The organism is Pseudomonas californiensis (genome assembly GCF_021147775.1).
In the GTDB taxonomy this organism is placed as follows: domain Bacteria; phylum Pseudomonadota; class Gammaproteobacteria; order Pseudomonadales; family Pseudomonadaceae; genus Aquipseudomonas; species Aquipseudomonas californiensis.
This window is the reverse complement of record NZ_JAGTPK010000009.1, coordinates 23,179-42,670: the sequence shown is the minus strand read 5'-3', so window position 1 is coordinate 42,670 and position 19,492 is coordinate 23,179. Positions and strand designations below refer to the sequence as shown.

18 protein-coding genes are annotated in these 19,492 nt (G+C 58.4%); 11 read left to right on the top strand and 7 right to left on the bottom strand.

Annotated features, from left to right (window positions below):
* The first annotated feature begins 3 nt into the window (after positions 1-3).
* Both KDX37_RS10720 and KDX37_RS10715 read left to right on the top strand, forming a co-directional pair.
* Positions 4-975 (top strand): XdhC family protein, encoded by a 972-nt coding sequence (locus tag KDX37_RS10720; protein ID WP_231652679.1) that lies wholly within the window; start codon positions 4-6, stop codon positions 973-975.
* A gap of 21 nt (positions 976-996) precedes the next feature.
* On the top strand, positions 997-1,908 hold the full coding sequence (locus KDX37_RS10715; protein WP_231652678.1) for an AraC family transcriptional regulator: 912 nt from the start codon (positions 997-999) through the stop codon (positions 1,906-1,908).
* A gap of 135 nt (positions 1,909-2,043) precedes the next feature.
* Here KDX37_RS10715 and KDX37_RS10710 read toward each other — a convergent pair whose 3' ends face one another.
* Positions 2,044-2,973 (bottom strand): LysR family transcriptional regulator, encoded by a 930-nt coding sequence (locus KDX37_RS10710; RefSeq protein WP_231652677.1) that lies wholly within the window; start codon positions 2,971-2,973, stop codon positions 2,044-2,046.
* Positions 2,974-3,114: 141 nt separating this feature from the next.
* Here KDX37_RS10710 and KDX37_RS10705 point away from each other — a divergent pair, with 141 nt between their 5' ends.
* The 3 genes from KDX37_RS10705 (at position 3,115) to KDX37_RS10695 (ending at position 5,840) form a co-directional block, all read left to right on the top strand.
* On the top strand, positions 3,115-3,873 hold the full coding sequence (locus KDX37_RS10705; protein WP_231652676.1) for a 5-oxoprolinase subunit PxpA: 759 nt from the start codon (positions 3,115-3,117) through the stop codon (positions 3,871-3,873).
* Between the two features lie 87 nt (positions 3,874-3,960).
* Entirely contained in the window at positions 3,961-4,869 is a 909-nt protein-coding gene (locus KDX37_RS10700; protein WP_231652675.1) for a 5-oxoprolinase subunit B family protein, read from the top strand.
* Entirely contained in the window at positions 4,866-5,840 is a 975-nt protein-coding gene (locus tag KDX37_RS10695) for a 5-oxoprolinase subunit C family protein (protein WP_231652674.1), read from the top strand. Before KDX37_RS10700 ends, KDX37_RS10695 begins: the two co-directional genes overlap by 4 nt.
* Before the next feature lie 55 nt (positions 5,841-5,895).
* On the opposite strand, the gene KDX37_RS10690 is transcribed toward KDX37_RS10695, so the two are convergent.
* The gene (locus KDX37_RS10690; protein ID WP_231652673.1) at positions 5,896-6,489 is read right to left on the bottom strand and encodes a TetR/AcrR family transcriptional regulator; all 594 of its coding nucleotides are present in this window, start codon (positions 6,487-6,489) and stop codon (positions 5,896-5,898) included.
* 186 nt (positions 6,490-6,675) lie between these two features.
* On the opposite strand from KDX37_RS10690, the gene KDX37_RS10685 reads away from it, so the two are divergent.
* Together KDX37_RS10685 and KDX37_RS10680 are read left to right on the top strand one after the other, a co-directional pair.
* Positions 6,676-7,464 carry an SDR family NAD(P)-dependent oxidoreductase gene (locus KDX37_RS10685; RefSeq protein ID WP_231652854.1) on the top strand — a complete coding sequence of 263 codons (789 nt, stop codon included), beginning with the start codon at positions 6,676-6,678 and terminating at the stop codon, positions 7,462-7,464.
* Between the two features lie 126 nt (positions 7,465-7,590).
* Positions 7,591-8,016 (top strand): hypothetical protein, encoded by a 426-nt coding sequence (locus KDX37_RS10680; RefSeq protein ID WP_231652672.1) that lies wholly within the window; start codon positions 7,591-7,593, stop codon positions 8,014-8,016.
* Between the two features lie 104 nt (positions 8,017-8,120).
* Here the strand turns inward: KDX37_RS10680 and KDX37_RS10675 are convergent, their stop codons facing one another.
* Positions 8,121-9,395: a glucarate dehydratase family protein gene (locus KDX37_RS10675; RefSeq protein ID WP_231652671.1), complete on the bottom strand. Its 1,275-nt coding sequence runs from the start codon at positions 9,393-9,395 to the stop codon at positions 8,121-8,123.
* A gap of 18 nt (positions 9,396-9,413) precedes the next feature.
* Entirely contained in the window at positions 9,414-10,808 is a 1,395-nt protein-coding gene (locus KDX37_RS10670; RefSeq protein ID WP_231652670.1) for an MFS transporter, read from the bottom strand.
* A gap of 88 nt (positions 10,809-10,896) precedes the next feature.
* On the opposite strand from KDX37_RS10670, the gene KDX37_RS10665 reads away from it, so the two are divergent.
* Together KDX37_RS10665 and KDX37_RS10660 are read left to right on the top strand one after the other, a co-directional pair.
* The gene (locus tag KDX37_RS10665) at positions 10,897-11,799 is read left to right on the top strand and encodes a LysR substrate-binding domain-containing protein (protein WP_231652669.1); all 903 of its coding nucleotides are present in this window, start codon (positions 10,897-10,899) and stop codon (positions 11,797-11,799) included.
* 136 nt (positions 11,800-11,935) lie between these two features.
* Positions 11,936-12,619, top strand: a complete 684-nt coding sequence (locus KDX37_RS10660) for an ATPase (RefSeq protein ID WP_231652668.1) — start codon at positions 11,936-11,938, stop codon at positions 12,617-12,619.
* Between the two features lie 17 nt (positions 12,620-12,636).
* On the opposite strand, the gene KDX37_RS10655 is transcribed toward KDX37_RS10660, so the two are convergent.
* Positions 12,637-14,406: a S8/S53 family peptidase gene (locus KDX37_RS10655; RefSeq protein WP_231652667.1), complete on the bottom strand. Its 1,770-nt coding sequence runs from the start codon at positions 14,404-14,406 to the stop codon at positions 12,637-12,639.
* Between the two features lie 123 nt (positions 14,407-14,529).
* On the bottom strand, positions 14,530-15,534 hold the full coding sequence (locus tag KDX37_RS10650) for a nucleoside hydrolase (RefSeq protein WP_231652666.1): 1,005 nt from the start codon (positions 15,532-15,534) through the stop codon (positions 14,530-14,532).
* A 259-nt stretch (positions 15,535-15,793) separates the two neighbouring features.
* Between KDX37_RS10650 and KDX37_RS10645 the strand changes: the two genes are divergently transcribed.
* Both KDX37_RS10645 and KDX37_RS10640 read left to right on the top strand, forming a co-directional pair.
* Positions 15,794-17,764: a putative bifunctional diguanylate cyclase/phosphodiesterase gene (locus KDX37_RS10645; protein WP_231652665.1), complete on the top strand. Its 1,971-nt coding sequence runs from the start codon at positions 15,794-15,796 to the stop codon at positions 17,762-17,764.
* 19 nt (positions 17,765-17,783) lie between these two features.
* The gene (locus KDX37_RS10640) at positions 17,784-18,494 is read left to right on the top strand and encodes a GntR family transcriptional regulator (RefSeq protein WP_231652664.1); all 711 of its coding nucleotides are present in this window, start codon (positions 17,784-17,786) and stop codon (positions 18,492-18,494) included.
* Here the strand turns inward: KDX37_RS10640 and KDX37_RS10635 are convergent, their stop codons facing one another.
* On the bottom strand, positions 18,495-19,445 hold the full coding sequence (locus KDX37_RS10635; RefSeq protein ID WP_231652663.1) for a PDR/VanB family oxidoreductase: 951 nt from the start codon (positions 19,443-19,445) through the stop codon (positions 18,495-18,497).
* Positions 19,446-19,492: the final 47 nt, after the last annotated feature.

Sequence of the window (19,492 nt, the reverse complement as noted above, 5' to 3'; positions counted from 1 at the left end):
GCCATGAACAGTCTCGACGTTCAGGTTATTCAACACGCCCTGAAATGGCTGGAACAGGGGCACGGCATCTGGCTGTGTACGGTTCTATCCACGTTTGGGTCTGCACCGCGTGGCCCCGGCGCCATGCTGGTGGTGCTGGAACAAGGAAGCTTCTGCGGATCGCTCTCTGGAGGTTGCGTGGAAGAGGATTTCCTGGAGCGGCTGGGTCGCCGCGAGTTCGAGCCCCGTAACCAGATCATTCGTTATGGCGAGGGCGGTTTTGCGCCGAACCTGAAGCTGCCCTGTGGCGGAGTGCTGGATGTGCTTGTTGAGTACTTCGAACCCTGCGCTCCGAGCAAAGAGCATTTTGCAGCCGTTCAACGTGCGATTCAGGGCCGTGAAGTCATCGTGAGGGAGGTGACGCGGGGATCGGACCAGGTGCGCATCGAAAAAAACATGGGAATGGATTGTCCAGTGGTAACGGTCCATGCGGATCGCGTGCGCTTGCGGGTAGGCGCCGCGCGACGGCTGGTGATAGCAGGTTTATCGCCGGTCGCAGAATACTGTGCCAGCTTCGCAGTGGCGCTGGGCTACGAAGTGATCGTCTGTGATCCACGAACTGAGCTGACGGCGCACTTCCATATGCCAGGTGTTACGCTCATTGAAACGCTACCGGCGAACTACATCGCTGAAGGAGGGTGTCACGCTGCAACTGCCGTTGTCGCACTGACCCATGATCCTCGCCTGGACGACCTGACGTTAATGGAGGCTGTAAGGACGCCCGCTTTTTACATCGGTGCAATGGGCTTGCAACGAACCAGTGCGAAACGTCTGGATCGAGTCAAACGCATCGGTGCGTTAGATGACGAGCTTGTAAACCGGATCCACGCACCCATAGGGCTGAATCTGGGCAGCAAGACGCCAGCAGAAATCGCGCTTGCGGTGATGTCCGACATCATTCGTGTGGGCAACGGCATCATCAAAAGCGCGCTTTAGCGCCCGAATCGGGAGATGACAATGATTTCAGTTTCCAAAACCGCTGACAGCGCAACCGATTTGGGTCGTCTGGCTGAGCGCGTCGGGCACATCATCCGAAGCGAGGGCGATCATTTCACACAGATACCCGGACTGAGTTTCCATCGCCGAAATACGACTACCACGCCGTTGCACTGTATCTACTCGTTGGGACTCGGGCTGACGCTGCAAGGGGGCAAGCAGGTCATGGTGGGTGAAGAGGTTCTCACTTACGACCCGGGCCAATCGATGGTCACCAGCGTGGATATTCCAGTCATCGCGAACGTAACGAAAGCCAACTTTGCACAACCATTCCTGGGCATGATCCTGAAACTGGACGGGGCACTGGTGGTGCAAGCAGCCGAGCGCTTGAAGCTGCCTCAGCGAATGAAAGATGAAGGCTTCAAGCCAGTCACTGTACATGCGCTGGAATCCAGCATTCTGGGCGCACTGGATCGCTTGGTCCAACTGCTGGACGAGCCGTGTCTGATCAGCTCTCTGGCGCCTCTCATAATTGAAGAAATCGTCATACGGCTTCTGAACGGTCCGCATGGACCGCAGCTTTTACATATTGTGAATACGGGTACACCGAGCCACCATATCGCCAAAGCGGTGGAGTGGCTGAAGCTCAACTTCAGTAAACCGCTTAAGGTCGATGATTTGGCAAAGGCTGCGTGCATGAGTCCGTCCACGTTTCGTCAGCATTTCCGCGCCGTCACCGGAATCAGCCCTTTGCAATATCAGAAGCAACTCAGGTTGCAGGCCGCTCGACAAATGATGCTCAGCCAAAATGTGGATGCCAGCAGCGCAGGTGGCCTGGTCGGATATGAAAGTTCGTCGCAGTTCAGCAGGGAATACAGCCGGTTGTTCGGTGAACCGCCACAACGGGATATCAAGCGCATGCGTGTGCAATAACAGGGAGGCTCAAAAAGCGCGCCATCCGATGCAGCCAAATGATGTCCCCAGCTTTCCATATACTGATGCATGCGCCTACCTGTAACCCGATGCAAAGACAGGTACCTCATCTGCGGAGGGCAAAGACGGTTTTAATTATCTTGACTCACCCCGCCGCGCCGAAAGTTGCTGGGGGGCGAGAAACGCGGCGTGAAAGTAGTTGCGCAGCGCCTGCATCGCCGGGCTGAATTCACGCGCACGGTGCCAGGCCAGGCCGACACTCATGGGCGTGACCTTGTCCGTGACGGTCAGGGTCTCGATGCGCTTGCCCTCCAGCGACCACGGGCGATGCACCAGGTCCGAGAGAATGGCCACGCCGCTGCCGTTGGCGACCATGCTGCGCACCGCTTCGACCGAACTGGTGCGCACGCGAACGTTGGGCTGCTGCCCGGCCAGTTCCCAATAACGCATGGCACTTTGTTCGGCTTCATCGACGGTCAGCAGGATGTAAGGCTCGCGCGCGACATCGGCGAGGCTCACCGAAGCGTGCTGACACAGCGGATGATGGCTGGACAGCCACAGGCGCCGTTCGGAATTGAACAGCGTCTCCGAGACAATATCCGGATGGGTGAGGTTAGCTGTAAGCACCACCGCCATGTCGAATCGACCGTCCAGCAGCCCTTGTTCGATGGACTGGCGCTCCTGCTCGTGGACCTCGATGGCTACATCCGGGTGCCAGTGCTCAAGGCGTTGCAGGTGGTGCGGCAGGAAATAGCCGATCACGGTGTAGCTGGCCGCCAGACGCAGCCGGCCACTGGCCCGGACATCAGGCAACGGGCTGTTGAGTGCGTCATCGACGCTGCGCAGGATGACGTAAGCCCGGTTCAGAAAGTGCCGACCCGACTCGGTCAGGCTCATGCCCTGCGCAGAGCGCTGGAACAGCAATGTACCGAGCATGCCCTCCAGTTCCTTGATCGCAGTGGTCACAGCGGACTGCGATATGTTCAAGTGGATGGCCGCTTGCGAGATCTGACCGATCTCCGCCGTGGCGACGAAATAGCGAATCTGGCGCAGTGTCAGCGACATGGATGCTCCGGCGAATGCAAATCTTTTTTCAGAAGGTATCTGTTTTTCAGAAGATACCCTATCTGTTAATAGATCTTCCCAAGGGTGTAAACGGGGATCTAACGTTGTTGTCATCTCGTCGCACGCTTCAGGAGAAACGTCATGCAGGCAGTGGACTTCAACTCGGACATGGGTGAAAGCTTTGGGGCCTGGACGATTGGCGACGGTGTCGACTTCGAGTTGATGACGTTCATCAGCTCGGCCAATGTCGCCACCGGATTTCATGCTGGAGACCCCGGCACGATGCGCCGTACCATCGAGCAGGCCAAGCGCCTGGGCGTGGCAGTTGGTGCGCATCCTGGCTTTCGTGATCTGGTTGGCTTCGGTCGGCGGCACATCAGTGCGACCCCTCAGGAACTGGTCGACGACATGCTCTATCAACTGGGTGCGTTGCGTGAGCTGGCCCGTTTGCAAGGCGTGGCTCTGCAACATTTCAAGCCCCATGGCGCGCTGTACATGCACCTGGCCCGTGATGAAGCTGCGGCCCGTCTGTTGGTGGAAAACCTGCAACGGCTGGAACCTGACCTGCTGTTGTATTGCATGCCCGGTTCGGTGATCTGCACAGTGGCTCAGGAACTGGGCCAGCCGGTGGTTCGCGAGTTTTACGCCGACCGCGATTACGACCTGACCGGCTCGATCGTTTTTACCCGTAACGTCAAAAACCACGATCCGGCGCAAGTCGCTGATCGAGTGCTACGGGCGTGTCGCGAGGGGGTGGTGCGCACAGTCGAAGGCGAAGATCTTGTGATTACCTTTGACTCGATCTGCCTGCACAGCGACACGCCAGGCGCTCTGGACCTGGCTGAAGCCACGCGGTATGCGCTGGATGCGGCGGGCATTGAGGTACGACCGCCACGCTGAACCGACCATGGGCATCAGGTACGTCGATGCCCGAGTCCTCCAATGATTTTTGCCTGCCTTTCTAGAACGATTCCAAGAGGAACAGACATGGCCGAACATCTCGCCCAGGTGGCACCTGAAGCGTCAAACACCGGGATTCGTTACAGTTTCGGGGCCGATGAACATCTGTTCGCCGAAGTCAGCGAAAGCATGTCGCTGGACGCCTTTTTCAAAGGCCTGGCCGTCACCCGCGCGGTCGAACGCCTGGCACTCGACGGTGTACTTGACGTGTGTCTGGCCAACGCCTCGTTCCAGATCCGCTTCGACCCGGATCGCATCGCACCTCATGATTTGCTCGAAGCGGTGAGGCTCGCAGAAACCGGCGCCGTGGCAGAGCGCACGCTACAGACCCGTATCATCGAAATTCCGGTGCTCTACAACGACCCCTGGACCCATGAAACCCTGATGCGCTTTCGAGACCGGCATCAGGACCCGAGTGCGACGGATCTGGAGTACGCCGCCCGAATCAACAACCTGGCCGATGTCGATGCGTTCATTGCCGCGCACAGCGGAGCGCCCTGGTTTGTGTCGATGGTCGGCTTTGTCGCAGGCCTGCCGTTCATGTTCCAGATGGTGGAGCGCGAGCGTCAGCTGCAAGTGCCCAAGTACCTGCGGCCACGCACCGACACGCCTAAGCTGACCCTTGGTCATGGCGGCTGTTTTGGCTGTATCTATTCAGTCCGTGGCGCTGGCGGTTACCAGATGTTCGGCGTCACCCCGGCGCCTATCTACGACCCGCAACAACGCCTCGCGTACCTGAAAGAGCACATGGTGTTCTTCCGGCCGGGCGACATCGTCCAGTTCAAGCCGGTTGACCGTGAAGCTTATGATCTTGCAGTGGCTGAGGTTGAGGCAGGGCGTTTTGATTTGCGTATCCGCCCTGTGGAATTCTCGCTTGACCAGTTCACCGCAGACCCGGTCGGGTATCCCAGGCGTCTGCAGGAGGTGCTGGCATGATCAAGGTACTCAAACCAGGACTGGCTACCTCGGTGCAGGACCTTGGCCGTGAAGGGTATTACCATCTGGGCATACCGCCTTCGGGCGCTCTGGATCAGTACGCACTCAGCGCAGCGAATCAACTGGTGGGCAACCCGCCGAACGCTGCTGGGCTTGAGTGCACCTTGACCGGGCCAGAACTCGAATTCCAGTGCGACACGCTGGTGGCCGTATGCGGCGCGCACATGACGCCGCGACTCGATGGCGTCTCCCTGCATCACGACACTGCGTTTGCAGTCAAAGCTGGACAAGTGCTGAGTTTCGACTTTCCCAAGGACGGCGCGAGGGCCTATCTGGCTGTCGCGGGAGGTATCGACGTGCCGGTCGTGCTGGGCAGTCGCTCGACCTACACGCTGGGTGCGCTCGGCGGTTTTGAAGGACGGCGTCTGGCGGCCGGTGATGAGCTGCCCATCGGTCTGCCCAGCGGCAAGGGCCGTGAAGGCGCCAGCCTGCCGATGGCCTTGCGTCAGTCATTAAGTGGCGAGGTGTACCTGCGTGTGGTACCAGGCCTGTATTACGATCGCCTGACCGACGCGGCCGCGACCAGTTTTTTTGCCGAGACCTGGAGTGTGGGGTCAGAGGCGGACCGGATCGGCTACCGCTTCAAAGGCGGCAAACCGTTGAGCTTCAAGCCTCGGGAGCAGCCGTTTGGCGCTGGCTCCGATCCGTCGAACATCGTCGACAGCTGCTACCCGATCGGCTCCATTCAGGTGCCCGCGGGGCTCGAACCGATCGCGCTGCATCGTGATGCCGTATCGGGTGGCGGTTACGCCATGATCGGTACGGTGATCAGCGCGGACCTTGATCTGATCGGTCAGATGCAACCCAATCAGAAGGCACGTTTTGTTGCGGTCACGCTGGAAGAGGCGCTACAGGCCAGACGCTCCTACAAGAAAAAGCTCGCTTGCCTGAGCCGGCTGTTTCCATCCTGACACGGGCGAACCGAACAGGGTTGAAATGGCGCGGCAGGTCGCACAGCGCAACCTGCTAGTCGCTCTCTGTGGCAGGGGGTGACGTTGCGAGCTGTGCGAGCATTTGCGTACGGCAAACATCCAGCACTTCGTCGGCCAGCGCCGAGTCATCAGGGCAGGCACGGGACAACACCAGCGCGCCTATCGCATGAGCAAACAGGCTGATCGTTCTTGCTCTGACGTGCTGCGCATCGCCGTCGTCGGCTTCTGCGCTGGCTGCGGCAAGTGCCGCCAGCATGCTTTCGGTACCTTTTTCAAAGGTCTGTTTCAGGTCGTCCGACTGACGCGAGGCGTCGGCACCCAGCGCGGCCATTGTGCAGCCTTTCCCAGGGGCATCACGGTGCCTGCGCGAGACGTAAATTTCGACGAACTGCACCGGGTCCATGGAGGCTGCCTGGGCAACCATCCTGGTCATCCCGCATGCCGCCGCTTCGGTCATCAGATCTGCTTTGGAGCCGAAGTGCTTGTAGAAACCGCCATGGGTAAAGCCCGCTGCGGCCATCAGGTCGGCAACGCCAATACCGTCATAGCCGTGCTCACGAAACATCGACGACGCTGTCTCGACGATATGCGCCCGGTTGGCCTCTGCCTGCGCTTTGGTAACCCTCATATTTTCCTGCCTCGTGAAGTGTCTTGTGGCGGATGTCCACTCAGGGGTGTGAATATAGCATTGATGTCGACCATCATTAAAGTTGTTGACCATTTAGATGTTGGTGATCATCATAAAGCCTCTTCCCATTGCTCAACGGCAGTAACGCCGTTGGCCTGTCAATCCTCCGAGCTAGAGAGCCTTTTCATGACCACGCTTCCCTCTGTCCTTGTAACCGGCGCATCAAGCGGTATTGGTGCCATCTACGCAGACCGCTTTGCATCTCGCGGTCACGATCTGGTGCTGGTCGCCCGCGACGAAACGCGCCTGGAGGCACTTGCTGCGAAGTTGCATGACCAATACAGCGTCAAGGTGGATGTGCTTCAGGCGGACCTGACGCAACACACGGACCTGACGAAAGTGGAAGCGCGTCTGCGAGATGACGCCAATATCGGCATCCTTATCAATAATGCTGGCGTGGCGCAGTCTGGCAGTTTCCTCGATCAGACCCCTGAGAGCATCGAAAAGCTGATCACGCTCAATACGACGGCGCTGACCCGCCTTGCCAGTGCAGTCGCGCCGCGATTGGTTCAAGCAGGTGAGGGCGCTATCGTCAATATCGGCTCGGTGGTTGGTTTTGCGCCCGAATTTGGCATGTCGGTATACGGTGCGAGCAAAGCGTTCGTGCTGTTCCTTTCTCAGGGGCTGCATCTGGAGCTGGGGGCCAAGGGCGTCTACATACAGGCGGTGTTGCCAGCCGCTACCCGTACCGAAATCTGGGATCGCGCAGGGATTGATATCAATACCATGACCGATATCATGGAAGTCGCGGATCTGGTCGATGCTGCGCTGGTGGGCTACGACCAGCGCGAACTGGTGACAATTCCGCCGCTGCAGGATGGTGCTCGCTGGGATGCGCTGCAAGGCGCGCGTCAGGGCTTGCTGTCGGAGATTCGTCAGTCCGCGGTCGCTGCGCGCTACAAGGCTGCTTCCTGAAGTGTCATATGTGCGCAGAGCCCGGGTTGGGTCTATCATTCGGCTCTCGCAAGGTGTCATGCGCCTGAAAGGCGAATGCGCAATGTGTACGGACTGCATGAGTTAAACGCCAGGGATTGCCAGGATATGAGCACAACGCTGTTGAAGTTTCGTCACCTCGCCACAGGGACAGCCTTACTGTTCTGGGCGCTTGACGTGGTCTGGATGTTCGCGCCAGTCGATATGTTGACCAACTGGGGTGTCGGTTCTTCCGAGGATACCGAGCTGGTCAGTCGTCGCGCTGCAGCGCTGTACCTTGGCATTGGGGTGATGTTCTTCCTGGCACGCAATTGCAGACCCTCGCCGGCGCGTTCGGCTCTGGTGACCGGCCTGATAGTCACCTGCCTGACACTCGCTACACTAGGGCTCTACGAATGGCTTGCTGGCCATGCACGTGTGACGATCCTCGCCGCGGTATTTATCGAAGCGCTGCTGTCGCTGGTGCTTTTGTACGTGCAGCGCGCCGAGGGGCAAGGGCAGGACAGCATCCATGCGCCCTTGGCGAGCCGTTAACAGATAGGCGCGGACTGCCCTTGCGGACTGGCACAGACCTGCGTGCAGGTCTGTGCCAGTCCAGAGCAGTCGCTGATGGATAATGATGTTTTCAAACCCATGCTTCAAAACCGGGGCTTGACGGCTTTCCAGTCCGGTTTGTATTTCTGCATCTGCTTGACGTCGTCGCGCTGGCGAATACCGCAGCTGTGATACTGGTCGTTGAGCTTGCCGAGCTGGTCGTAATCCAGCTCCAGGCCCAGTCCGGGGGCGCGGGTTATCCGGACGCAACCATCGACAATCGGCAGCTTGCCGCCTTTGATGACTTCTTCATCCGGTTCCTGCCACGGGTAATGCGTGTCGCAGGCGTAGTCGAGGTTGGGTACCGAGGCTGCAACGTGGGCCATGGCCATGAGGCTGATGCCCAGATGCGAGTTGGAGTGCATCGAGACGCCCAGACCAAAGGTGTCGCACATCTTCGCCAGCGCCTGGGTGTCGCGCAGGCCGCCCCAGTAATGATGGTCAGCCAGCACAATCTGTAGGCTGTTCAGCCCCACACTTCGGCGAAACTCGTCAAAGTCGGTCACCACCATATTGGTCGCCAATGGAAGGCCGGTGCGCTTGTGCAGTTCTGACATGCCGTCGAGGCCAGGGGTCGGGTCCTCGTAGTACTGCAAGTCGTCGCCCAGCAGTTCGGCCATGCGGATAGAGGTTTCCAATGACCAGTTGCCATTGGGGTCGATACGCAACGGGTAGCCCGGGAAGGCTTTCTTGAGTGCCTTGATACATGCCACTTCGTGTTCCGGTGCCAGAGCCCCGGCTTTCAGCTTGATGCTTTTGAAGCCATTGGCGTCGATCATCCGGCGGGCCTGAGCGACGATCTGCTCTTCGCTCAGTGCCTCGCCCCAACTGTCGGGTGCGTAAGGCGAATCGGCATGCTGGGCGTATTTGAAGAACAGGTAGGCGCTGAACGGGATCTGCTCCCGGAACGCGCCGCCAAGCAGGTCCACCAGTGGCAGATTCATCGAGCGCGCCTGCAGGTCCAGAAACGCCACTTCGAACGCCGAGTAGGCATTGCTGACAGCCTTGCTGGCATGCGAGCCGGGCGCCAGCTCTGCACCCGCCAGGCTTGCCGGCTTGTGGGCCGCAACCGTAGCCTGAACAATGCTGCGCAACTGGGCCAGGTTGAACGGGTCCATGCCGATCAATTGCTGCTGCACCTGTTGCTGAATGGCCAGGGCCGGTGCGTCGCCGTAGCTTTCGCCCAGACCGATGTAGCCGTTGTCGCTTTCTACCTCAATGATCGAGCGCAGCGCGAAGGGTTCATGAATGCCACTGGCATTGAGCAGCGGCGGATCGCGAAAGGCGATAGGGGTGACGGTCACACGTATGATTTTCAAAAGCTGTCTCCCGATCAGTCAGGGTTTGAGGCTGGAAGGTGTGCCGAGCGGTGCGACGGTGTCCCGTGGTGCAGGCTCAGCTTGAAGCGGGTGGTGCGCATTGCCTTTCGGCGTGGTGCGCGCGAAGAAGATAACGATGGCGGCCAGCAGTGAAGTGGCTGCGAGCCCATACAGACCGCCTTGAATGGAGCCCGTGGTTTGCTCGAGAAAACCGAAGGTGGTCGGCGCGACAAAGCCGCCCAGGTTACCCACTGAGTTAATCAAGGCAATCACCGCTGCGGCGATGCGCGCATCCAGATAGCCCTGCGGGATCGGCCAGAACAATGCCGAAGCAGCCTTGAAACCAATGGCAGCGAAACAGATGGCAACGAACGCGAAGATTGGCCCGCCAATGGTGGACATGAACATCCCGGCAGCCGCGATGACCAGTGTTACAGCGACCCAGGCCTGCTGGTGTTTGAACCGGGCGGCCAGAGCCGCAAAGCCATACATCGCGACGATGGAAATGATCCATGGCACTGAGTTGAACAGCCCGACCTCGAAGTCTGTGAGGCTGCCCATCTTGCGGATCATGCTGGGCAACCAGAACGTCGCACCGTAAATGGTCAGGGCCACCGAAAAGTAGATGAAGCAGAACAACAGGATCTGCCGATCAGCCAACAGCTTGAACACCGACGGCTTGACCGTGTGGGTGGCATCGCGCAAGCGCTGTTCTTCAGCAATGGTGCTGACCAGAACGGTTTTTTCTTCGTCGCTGAGCCAGGTCGCTTCGTGTGGGTGTGATTGCAGCCAGAACCAGACGAACCCGCACAGTGCAATCGAGGCGAAGCCTTCGATCAAAAACATCCACTGCCAGCCGTGCAGGTTCATGCCTTCAATGCCGAGCAGTGCGCCTGACAGGGGGCCTGAGATGACCGAGGCGATGGCTGAGCCACTGAGGAAAAGCGCCATCGCCTTGCCGCGATCGCTGGCTGGCAGCCACTGCGTAAAGTAATAAATGATGCCAGGGAAGAAACCAGCCTCGGCAGCACCTAGCACAAAGCGCAGCACATAAAAGCTGGTTTCGCCCTGAACGAACGCCATGGCCATTGCCGCTGCGCCCCAGGTGAACATGATGCGGGTCAGCCAGGCACGAGCACCGTAGCGTTGCAGCAACATATTGGACGGCACTTCGAACAGCGCGTAGCCCACGAAAAACAGCCCGGCGCCCAGGCCATAGGCTGCTGCTCCGATGCCCAGATCCGTTTCCAGATGGCTGCGCACGAAGCCGATGTTGACCCGGTCGATGTAATTGACGATGAACATCACCACGAACAGCGGCAGCACGTGGCGTTTCACCTTGGAGGCCGCACGGGCAAGTACCGTGGGGTCGGCGACATAAGGGACGGTATTCAAAAGGCAACTCCCGGTCATTGTTTTTTTGGGGATGTGCCGATCATGGACGCTGGGATTATTCCCGTCTAATCTAGATAGTGACTTGATTGATACCTGGAATATATCAATGTTTGAGCTGGCGCAATTACGCTGCTTTACCACCGTGGCCACCGAACTGAATTTTCGTCGGGCGGCGGAACGCCTGAACATGACCCAGCCGCCGCTGAGCCGACAGATCCAGTTGCTCGAGCACAACCTGGGTGTCGAGCTGTTTACCCGCAGCACCCGCAGTGTGGCGTTGACTGCAGCAGGGCGGGCGTTTTTCATTGAGGCCCAGACGTTGCTTGAACGCGCTCAGCAGGCGGCAATTTCGGCCCGGCGTTTTGCCGAAGGGGACATCGGCTCGGTCACCATCAGCTTTGTCGGTAGTGCAGTGTATGAGTTCTTGCCCCGAGTGATCGCCGAAGCGCGGCTCAATCAGCCGCACGTGAAGATCTCCCTGACTGAAATGAATACCTATCAGCAGCACGAGGCGCTGAGGGCGCGGCGTATTGATCTGGGTATCGTCAGAGCACCCTTGTTCCAGCCCGGCTACGAAACCGAATGCCTGGTGCGCGAACCCTTTGTGCTGGCAATTCCGGGCAGCCACCCGCTGGCCCGCGCCGAATCAGTGACAGTCAAGGACCTGGATGGCGCGCCTTTTCTGATGTATTCACATTCGGCTTATCCGCCATTCAACGAGCTGCTGACCGGTATGTTCCGGTCCGCACGTGTGGCGCCGGAATATGTGCAGTGGCTGGGCTCTTCGTTGACCATTCTGGCGCTGGTCAACGCGGGGATGGGGCTGGCACTTGTGCCGCGTTGTGCGACCAATGTGGTGTTCAAAAACGTGAAATTTCGCGATATCGATCTGGGCGAGGGCGTACAGAGTGAGCTGCATCTGGTGTGGCGCACGGATAACGATAACCCGGCGTGCATTATGTTGCTTGAAGCGATCCGCGCGGCAGTCAGGGCCGATACGGAAAACTGAACCGAAAGAACCTGCAGGGCTCTACCGTACTATCATTGGTTAAATCGATAGTCACCATCATGAAAGGCAAGTTCTGTTTTTTCGGCAAAGGAGGAGGATGGCGTCATACCCACCTGCTTCCAAGGGAGATGACGCGATGAGAACATTCAACCTGCTGGCTCTTGTCGCCGTACTGAGTGCCGGCGTCGCAGTTACGCCACCGGCCTCGGCCACCGAATCCCTTGCCGCTGCGCAGTCCTGTCACTTTGCGCCGGTAGCCGATAGCACCGCCGCGCTTCAACACACCCAGTCGGTCGGAGTGCTGTACAGCGAAAACACGCTGAGTAACCTTGAGTACCTCACCAACTATCATTCGGTTGCGCTCCGCAGCGGTAAAAATGGCGCGCTCGACTCACGGATTCGCGACGCTTTCATCAGCAGTTCCGACCCGAAACTGGCGACCGATTGGCTCCTTGGCTCGCTGCAGAAAGAGTTCGCTTCCGTGACGGTATACGACAATCTGGATGCACTGATGCAGGCGCGTCCTGACGTGGTGGTCATGCTCGATACGTATAACCAGCTAGTGAGCAAGCGCAACAGTCAGGTCGAGGCGCGTTTCATGGCGCGGTTCTATGACAACAATCTGCAATACATCGGCAAGGCCGAGGGGGCGGTGGTCAAGGAAATGACCTCAGTCTGGGTCAAGGGCAAGGCGGCTCCGGAAATCGCTGCGCAGATTGACCAGCAGCGGGATCTGCAGGTCAATGCGTTGAAGCAGTTCGACGCCTCGCTGAAAACCCTGGTGATGCAGGCCGACAGGGCTCAGGTCGCGGCCAACTGATTTTTGCATCAGCATTTTCAACGCGCTCGATCAAGGCTCTGCACCGTAAGGTCCAGAGCCTTTTGCATGTCCAGGCGTGCCGAACGCCCAACGTCCTTGTCATGCAGAATGTATTCGCGTTCTGAAGGCAGTATGGGCGCAGTCAGGTCATCGGCGCCCACTGCTTCAAAGTCGTAATTGCTGCCGATGGTCATGGCGCTTCTGCGCAACAGCATGCGTATCTGTTCAGGGGTCAGTTTCGGGTTTATCGACCACATGGCCGCAACAATGCCGGTGACCATAGGTGTTGCGTACGACGTACCGCAATGCACGCTGCCTTGTTCACCAGCTTTCGCCGTGGATGCACGGGTACAGGCAGAGGCCATGATGTCAACACGCCGATCAATATTCGATGAGGCACGCTTCTCTACATAAGCCGGGTCATCGACGGCTACGCCATCGCGTTCGGTCCGTTGATGGCCACCGACCACCAGCAACTGATCGGTGATGAAAGAGGAGGGCAGACGGTATTCGTCAGTGCCGGAGAACGAAGATCCATTTCCCGCCGAGTTCACTACCAGGACATCAGGGTGTTTTTCCCGCAACCACAGGAAAAACTCTTCAAGCAATTCCTCATAGCCGGACATCGCAAGGCCGGAGCGCACCAGCGAGTCCACGTCATCGCCCTGAATATTCTTGGCACCAATGCGGTGTATGCCCCAACTCCAGTTCAACACTCGCACGCCGTCTTCGACAAGATTGACCGAGGCCGCGACGTTGGCGGTGATCCCTGCATCGGAATTACGCTCGACGATCACGTCAAAGCCCTGACTTGCACCGTCGAGTGACTTGAGAAACCCGGTATTGCCGCCTTCAGCTGTGTCGGCAGCGAGTATACCGGTCACCGTCGTGCCATGACCTTCAGGCTTTCGGGCGTCCGTTGCATAAACGCAGGTGCGCGGCGCTGCGCTTTTGCAATCGCCGAGATATGCCGCGAAATCCGGGCTGTCGAAATCCACGTTGCGTTCAATGATGCCGATTCTGATTGGCACCGGCGTGATCGGGTGCTGTTTGCCGGGAATACGTCGCTGGTAGTAATTGACCGCGTCCATGAACCGGTTTGCGGTCCATTGCTCAGCGCTGGGCCTGGCCTGCTTTTCATCAGATGGTGGCGCGTCCTGTTCGCCTTCAGCCGCCTCAGCCTGCGACTCTTCGATCACCACTGCGTCGACGCTGACTTCGCTGCCCATGCGCAGCACCATGGCATCACGTTCCACCAGGTTTTTGACCGGCAGGCGAAGTTGCCAGGTGTTGAGCGGGGCAATGGAACCCACCACGGTTGCGCCGAATTTCCGTGCGATGCGCTGGGCCTCTTCATTGCCGTCAAAACGCTCTTCGATGATCAGGCTGATCAGGTCGACATAGGTGGTCAGCCCGTCCATGTTTCTGGCGACCTGTTCTTTGGTCGCCGCGATGACATGGCTGCCTGCCATGCTGAGCCAGACCGGATTACTGCGGTTGTCAGCCTGTTGCACCTGAAGCGGGCCGCTTTGCCAGTCTTTGGTCGCGAGAGTCAGCCGCAAGCGGCTACCTTCGCGCTGTATCACCGATTCTGGCAACGGTTTCCCGTTAAGCCGGACATCGATTTTTCCGCTCTCGAGCCCTTGAGCGTTCAGGCAAAACGTCTGCTGTTGGCGATCCAGCAAGTCATCGCAGCGCTGCAATCGCTCGATGCGCAAGGGGGCCTGGGCGAATGCGAACGACGAGCACGCGAGGGTGGCGACAGCAAACAGGTGACGGCTGAGCATTAGAGAATCCCGGGTACGGCATGAAGTACGAGTCTGACTGTTCTGCCGGTCACATGGTTCAGGAGGCGGGAATATCAAAGGCCTTGCCCGGCTGGCGACAACCGGGCATGACGGTGTGACGGATCAGCTCAGTGGTTGATTGATGACATCGGCGTACTGAGCGCTGAAGGCAGTCTGAGAAGCGCCGGTGACGAACGCCACTGGGCGAGAGCCGGACGATTGCAGAAGAATCTTGCCGCAATGGTTGTCTTCGTCATTGCTCTGGGTATCGACTGACAGGTAGCGGGATTCGGTGTTGGTGGCAGGGATACCCCCCGCCATCAGCAGAGTCGCCAGCGGATCGAAGACAGGCACGGGGCTACTGCTCTCCGAGTGGGTGCCGGACTTGATCTGAAGCACGCCTTGAACCAGGGTTGCTACTGCGTCGGTGGCCGTGATCTGTTTCCAGTACAGCGGGTCGAGTGTGATCTGGTTGCACACGTCCAGCGGAACCAGTGTCAGCGGCAGGTTTGAGCCGAATACCGTATCGGCAGCTGACGCGTCAACAAATACGTTCCACTCGGCGTAAGTGTTAGTGCTGTAAGCAGGGCCCTGATTCCACTCGGGTTTCGCATTATTCAAACCGGCAACATTGCCATCTACATACACTGCGCCCGCCATGGCGTAAATATTGTCGATCATCGAAAGATCGCCTGGCTGGCTGCTTAAAGACAGCATATTGGCAATATTGGTAAAACCGCCGAGTGAAAGAATGGTAATCGGTTGCGCACTGCTCTTTACGGTTTCATACATGAACTCCCAGGCAGGCAGGGGCGACAACTCGGGTAATTGCGCAGGGTTCAGCGAACCCAGCAGGCCCATGATGTCATTCATGTCGTTTTTGAAATCCTGTGGGAAGCGGTAATCGCCTGCCAGCGGTGTGCTAGTGCCGCGTGCAACCACAGTGCCCAGTCGATTGCCAATGCCCAACAAATGCTGTGCGATGATCACGCCCCAGCCCAGATCCGTTTCGCCACACCCCGTGACGGTGATGCCGACAATGTCGATGTCCGGTCTTTTCATCAGGTAGGCAATGGACAAGACATCGTCCCAGCCCATGTCCGTGTCAATAATGACTTTCCTGCTCATGCGGTGTCTCCGTGACGATGGGAAATAACAGCGGGGCCGGTCGGCGCCGCTGATATATACCTGAGACGGCACATAGGGTCGAGGGACCGTGGAACGATATGTCTGCGCTGTTATCAATTAAACCGATGCCCGGTCGATGTTTAACTATAAAGATATAGCCGTACGTGCCGAGAGCATGACAAGGGAGCCGCACGTAATAGGCTCGCGAGCAATACAGCAAGCCATGTGCGCTTTGACTGTGGTAACAGAGAAGCCTGCGATGCTGATAAAACTGTTGAGTGCGTTACGCACCCTGATGTCTGTACCCGCTGACAACCCCCGGCTTTTGAAAGCCCAATATATTGCGCTGTCCCGTCAACTGCCCTTGATGTATTTCGTGTTGCTCGTCAACACGTGGGTCTTGGCGTTCACCCACATGGCGACCGCGCCTCTGTGGCTGACCGTTGCAGTGCCTGCGTCGCTGACCCTGGTATGTGGTTGGCGTGCGCGGATGTGGCTGCGTGCAGTCAACCGATTACCTGGTGAAGCAGCGATTCTCGCAACCTTGCGGGGCACCAATGGGTTGGCGGTTTTCATTGCTGCAGGGTTTGCGGCCTGGTCTTTGGCCCTTTATCCGTATGGCGACGCCTATGCTCAGGGGCATGTGGCGTTCTTTATGGGCATCACAGTGATTGTCTGCATCTTTTGCATGATGCATTTGCGGCCTGCCGCACTGACCACAACGGTGGTGGTGAACGCGGCTTTCGTGATTTTCTTTGGCTCTTCGCACAACATGACATTCATCGCCACGGCGGTGAACATTGTGTTGGTGTCGATCGGCATGCTGATCATTCTGCAATATCACTACCGCGACTTCACGCGACTGGTGAACGCACAGACCCAGACCGAGTTGCTGAGTAACGAGAACCTGCTGCTGGCCAATCAGGACAGCCTGACCGGGCTGCCTAACCGTCGTCAGTTCTTTCAGACGCTGGACGCCGCAATGAGCGAAGCGCTGGAGCAGCAGACGGGGCTTGCCGTAGGCGTACTTGATCTCGATGGTTTCAAACCGGTCAACGACCTGTACGGTCATCGTACCGGCGATCGACTCCTGGAAATGGTTGCAAACCGCTTGAAAGCGTCGTCGAGCGAGACGGTCCACGTATCACGGCTGGGTGGTGACGAATTTGCGTTGGTGATCAAAGGCAACGTCAGCAACGATGCGTTACTGGCCTTCGGTAAACAGCTGTGCGATCAGATGCACGACAGTTTCGAGCTTTCAGACATGCCAATCCAGATTGGCGCCACAATGGGTATCGCCACTTATCCGGCGACTGCGGACAACGCTACGCAGTTGTTTGAATACGCCGACTACGCGCTCTATCAGGGCAAGAACCACAGCCCTGGCACAACTTGCCTGTTTTCGGCGATCCACCGGGAGCAACTGCATGTTGACGGGGTGACGGAACAGGCCTTGCGCAGAGCCAATCTGGACACTGAGTTTTACATGCTGTTTCAACCCATCATGGAAAGCTGCAGTCGCGAAACCGTAGCCTTTGAAGCCTTGGCGCGCTGGAACAGTCCGGAACTGGGTGCGGTTTCACCGGCCCGCTTCATACCGATTGCCGAACGCATCGGCATGATCAACCGCTTGACCGCACCTTTACTGACTCAGGCGTTGCGCCAGGCGGTGTCCTGGCCATCGCACATCAGACTGGCGTTCAACCTGTCGGCGCATGACTTTGCGACGTGCGAAAGCGTCAGCCTGATTGTGCATATCATCGAAACCAGTGGCTTCGACGCGTCGCGGCTGGACCTGGAAATCACCGAAACCGCCGTCATGCAGGACCTTGCACAGGTTCAGCAGGCAATTACCCAGTTTCGCCAACTGGGCTGCGGCATCTCGCTGGACGACTTCGGCACCGGCTACTCCAGCCTCAGCCAATTGCACGCCCTGGCGCTGACCAAGCTCAAGATCGACCGCAGTTTTGTGACTGGCGTGCATCAGAACCCTGCCAGCTACAAGATCGTCAAATCGCTGGTCGCCTTGAGTCAGGACATGTCGCTTGGGTGTGTTGTGGAAGGGGTCGAGACGCTGGATGAGCTCAACGCGCTTGAAAGTCTGGGGTGTACGTTGGTGCAGGGCTATTTCTACAGCCCGCCGATCAGCTTTGAGCAAACGCTTGTCTGGCTGGCCAGGCCCGACAGCGAACGCAGTTTGGGGCTGAATGGGTTAAGATACGCGCCCTGAAACCCACGGAATCGTGCCCATGAGCAAACCCGGCCACACCATTCTTGTCGCACTGCGAAAGATGATCGCCTCAGGCGAACTGGCGGCTGGTGAACGCTTGATGGAGGTGCCGACTGCCGAGCTGTTCGGCGTCTCACGCATGCCTGTGCGCATGGCCTTCCGCACGCTGGAACAGGAAGGCCTGCTGGTTCCGTTTGGTGGTCGTGGTTTCAAGATCAGGTCGATCAGTGCAACCGAGATCGCCGGTGCCGTCGAGGTTCGCGGTGTGCTTGAAGGGCTGGCAGCCAGGCAGATGGCCGAGCGCGGCGTGACCGAGCAGGCACGGGCCGATCTCGAACATTGCCTGGTACGCGGCGATGCGTTGTTCGGCAAAGGGTTTGTGACTGAAGATGACCTTGACGCCTATCATGACCTGAACATGCGCCTGCACCAGATCATCGTCGAAGGCAGCGGCAACCCGGCCATCGCCGATGCGCTGGCCCGCAATGATCATCTGCCGTTCGCTTCAGTCACTGCATTGGCTGTGGATCGCAACGATCTGATCCGCGAATTCCGGCGTTTCAATTTTGCGCACATGCAGCATCACGCCGTGGTGGATGCACTGGTACACGGCCAGGGCGCGCGGGCCGAGGCGATCATGCGTGAGCACGCCAACGCGACCCTGCGTTACGCCGAGATATTCGGCGCAGGTGTTCATCAGCGCATGCGGGTGATTCAGCGCCCCGACTGATCAGATGTCCAGCACCAGCAACGGTGTTTTCGAGCGCGAGCAGCAGGGCGTGAATTGATCGTTGAGTGCCTGTTCGTCCTCGGTCAGGAAAAGATCGCGGTGATCCGGGACGCCTTTCAGCACGCGTGTCAGGCAGGTGCCACACACCCCTTGTTCGCATGACAGGGGTATGTCGATGCCGTGGCTCTCAAGTACCTGCGCAACGGTCTTGTCGGCCGGAATCGCGAAGACCTGGCCGGTGCTGCCGATTTCCACCGAAAAACTGCCGTCGTTGTGGGTGTCCACGGGAGCCGCCGAGAAATACTCCCCATGCAGCCTGTCTTCCTGCCAGCCAGATTCTCGTGCGCTCTCGAGTATGTGCTGCATGAAGCCTGACGGCCCGCAGACATACAGATGAGTGTCCGGCTGCGGCCCCGCCAGAATACCGAGTGCATCCAGACGTGTTTCCGGTTGTTCGTCAAAGTGCAGCCTGACGCGGTCGGCGAAGGATGCCTGCTTCAGTCGCTCGATAAAGGCTGCGCGCTCGGCCGAACGCGCACAGTAATGCAGTTCAAAGTCGGCGCCATTCTGCGCCAGTTGCTCGGCCATACAGAGAATGGGGGTGATACCGATGCCACCAGCAAACAACAATGTGCGGCGAGCATGATCTGCCAGCGCAAACAGGTTGCGCGGTTCGCTGATACGCAACTGCGCGCCTTGTTGAATCTGTTGATGCAGGCTGCGTGATCCTCCGCGGGAGGCCGGGTCGTTCAGGACGCCGATCAAGTAGCGATGGCGCTCATTTGGCGGATTGCACAAGGAATACTGGCGGATGATTCCATCAGGCAGGTGCACGTCGATGTGTGCGCCGGCGGTGAAGGGCGGTAGCGGTTCGCCGTCGGTCCTCACCAGTTCATAGCTGCAGATATCCAGCGCTTCGTTGGTTCGCGATAACACCGTCACATCAATCATGTCGCATCCTCGGGTGACCGCGGCAAGGGTCACTTCTGATTGTTTTC

Excerpts from the sequence above, each read along its gene's own strand:
- KDX37_RS10645 (WP_231652665.1), top strand. The coding sequence starts at position 15,794 with ATGCTGATAAAACTGTTGAGTGCGTTACGCACCCTGATGTCTGTACCC.
- KDX37_RS10665 (WP_231652669.1), top strand. The coding sequence starts at position 10,897 with ATGTTTGAGCTGGCGCAATTACGCTGCTTTACCACCGTGGCCACCGAA.
- KDX37_RS10660 (WP_231652668.1), top strand. The coding sequence starts at position 11,936 with ATGAGAACATTCAACCTGCTGGCTCTTGTCGCCGTACTGAGTGCCGGC.
- KDX37_RS10640 (WP_231652664.1), top strand. The coding sequence starts at position 17,784 with ATGAGCAAACCCGGCCACACCATTCTTGTCGCACTGCGAAAGATGATC.
- KDX37_RS10700 (WP_231652675.1), top strand. The coding sequence starts at position 3,961 with ATGGCCGAACATCTCGCCCAGGTGGCACCTGAAGCGTCAAACACCGGG.
- KDX37_RS10685 (WP_231652854.1), top strand. The coding sequence starts at position 6,676 with ATGACCACGCTTCCCTCTGTCCTTGTAACCGGCGCATCAAGCGGTATT.
- KDX37_RS10680 (WP_231652672.1), top strand. The coding sequence starts at position 7,591 with ATGAGCACAACGCTGTTGAAGTTTCGTCACCTCGCCACAGGGACAGCC.
- KDX37_RS10655 (WP_231652667.1), bottom strand. The coding sequence starts at position 14,406 with ATGCTCAGCCGTCACCTGTTTGCTGTCGCCACCCTCGCGTGCTCGTCG.
- KDX37_RS10710 (WP_231652677.1), bottom strand. The coding sequence starts at position 2,973 with ATGTCGCTGACACTGCGCCAGATTCGCTATTTCGTCGCCACGGCGGAG.
- KDX37_RS10635 (WP_231652663.1), bottom strand. The coding sequence starts at position 19,445 with ATGATTGATGTGACGGTGTTATCGCGAACCAACGAAGCGCTGGATATC.
- KDX37_RS10670 (WP_231652670.1), bottom strand. The coding sequence starts at position 10,808 with ATGACCGGGAGTTGCCTTTTGAATACCGTCCCTTATGTCGCCGACCCC.
- KDX37_RS10695 (WP_231652674.1), top strand. The coding sequence starts at position 4,866 with ATGATCAAGGTACTCAAACCAGGACTGGCTACCTCGGTGCAGGACCTT.
- KDX37_RS10650 (WP_231652666.1), bottom strand. The coding sequence starts at position 15,534 with ATGAGCAGGAAAGTCATTATTGACACGGACATGGGCTGGGACGATGTC.
- KDX37_RS10690 (WP_231652673.1), bottom strand. The coding sequence starts at position 6,489 with ATGAGGGTTACCAAAGCGCAGGCAGAGGCCAACCGGGCGCATATCGTC.
- KDX37_RS10705 (WP_231652676.1), top strand. The coding sequence starts at position 3,115 with ATGCAGGCAGTGGACTTCAACTCGGACATGGGTGAAAGCTTTGGGGCC.
- KDX37_RS10720 (WP_231652679.1), top strand. The coding sequence starts at position 4 with ATGAACAGTCTCGACGTTCAGGTTATTCAACACGCCCTGAAATGGCTG.
- KDX37_RS10715 (WP_231652678.1), top strand. The coding sequence starts at position 997 with ATGATTTCAGTTTCCAAAACCGCTGACAGCGCAACCGATTTGGGTCGT.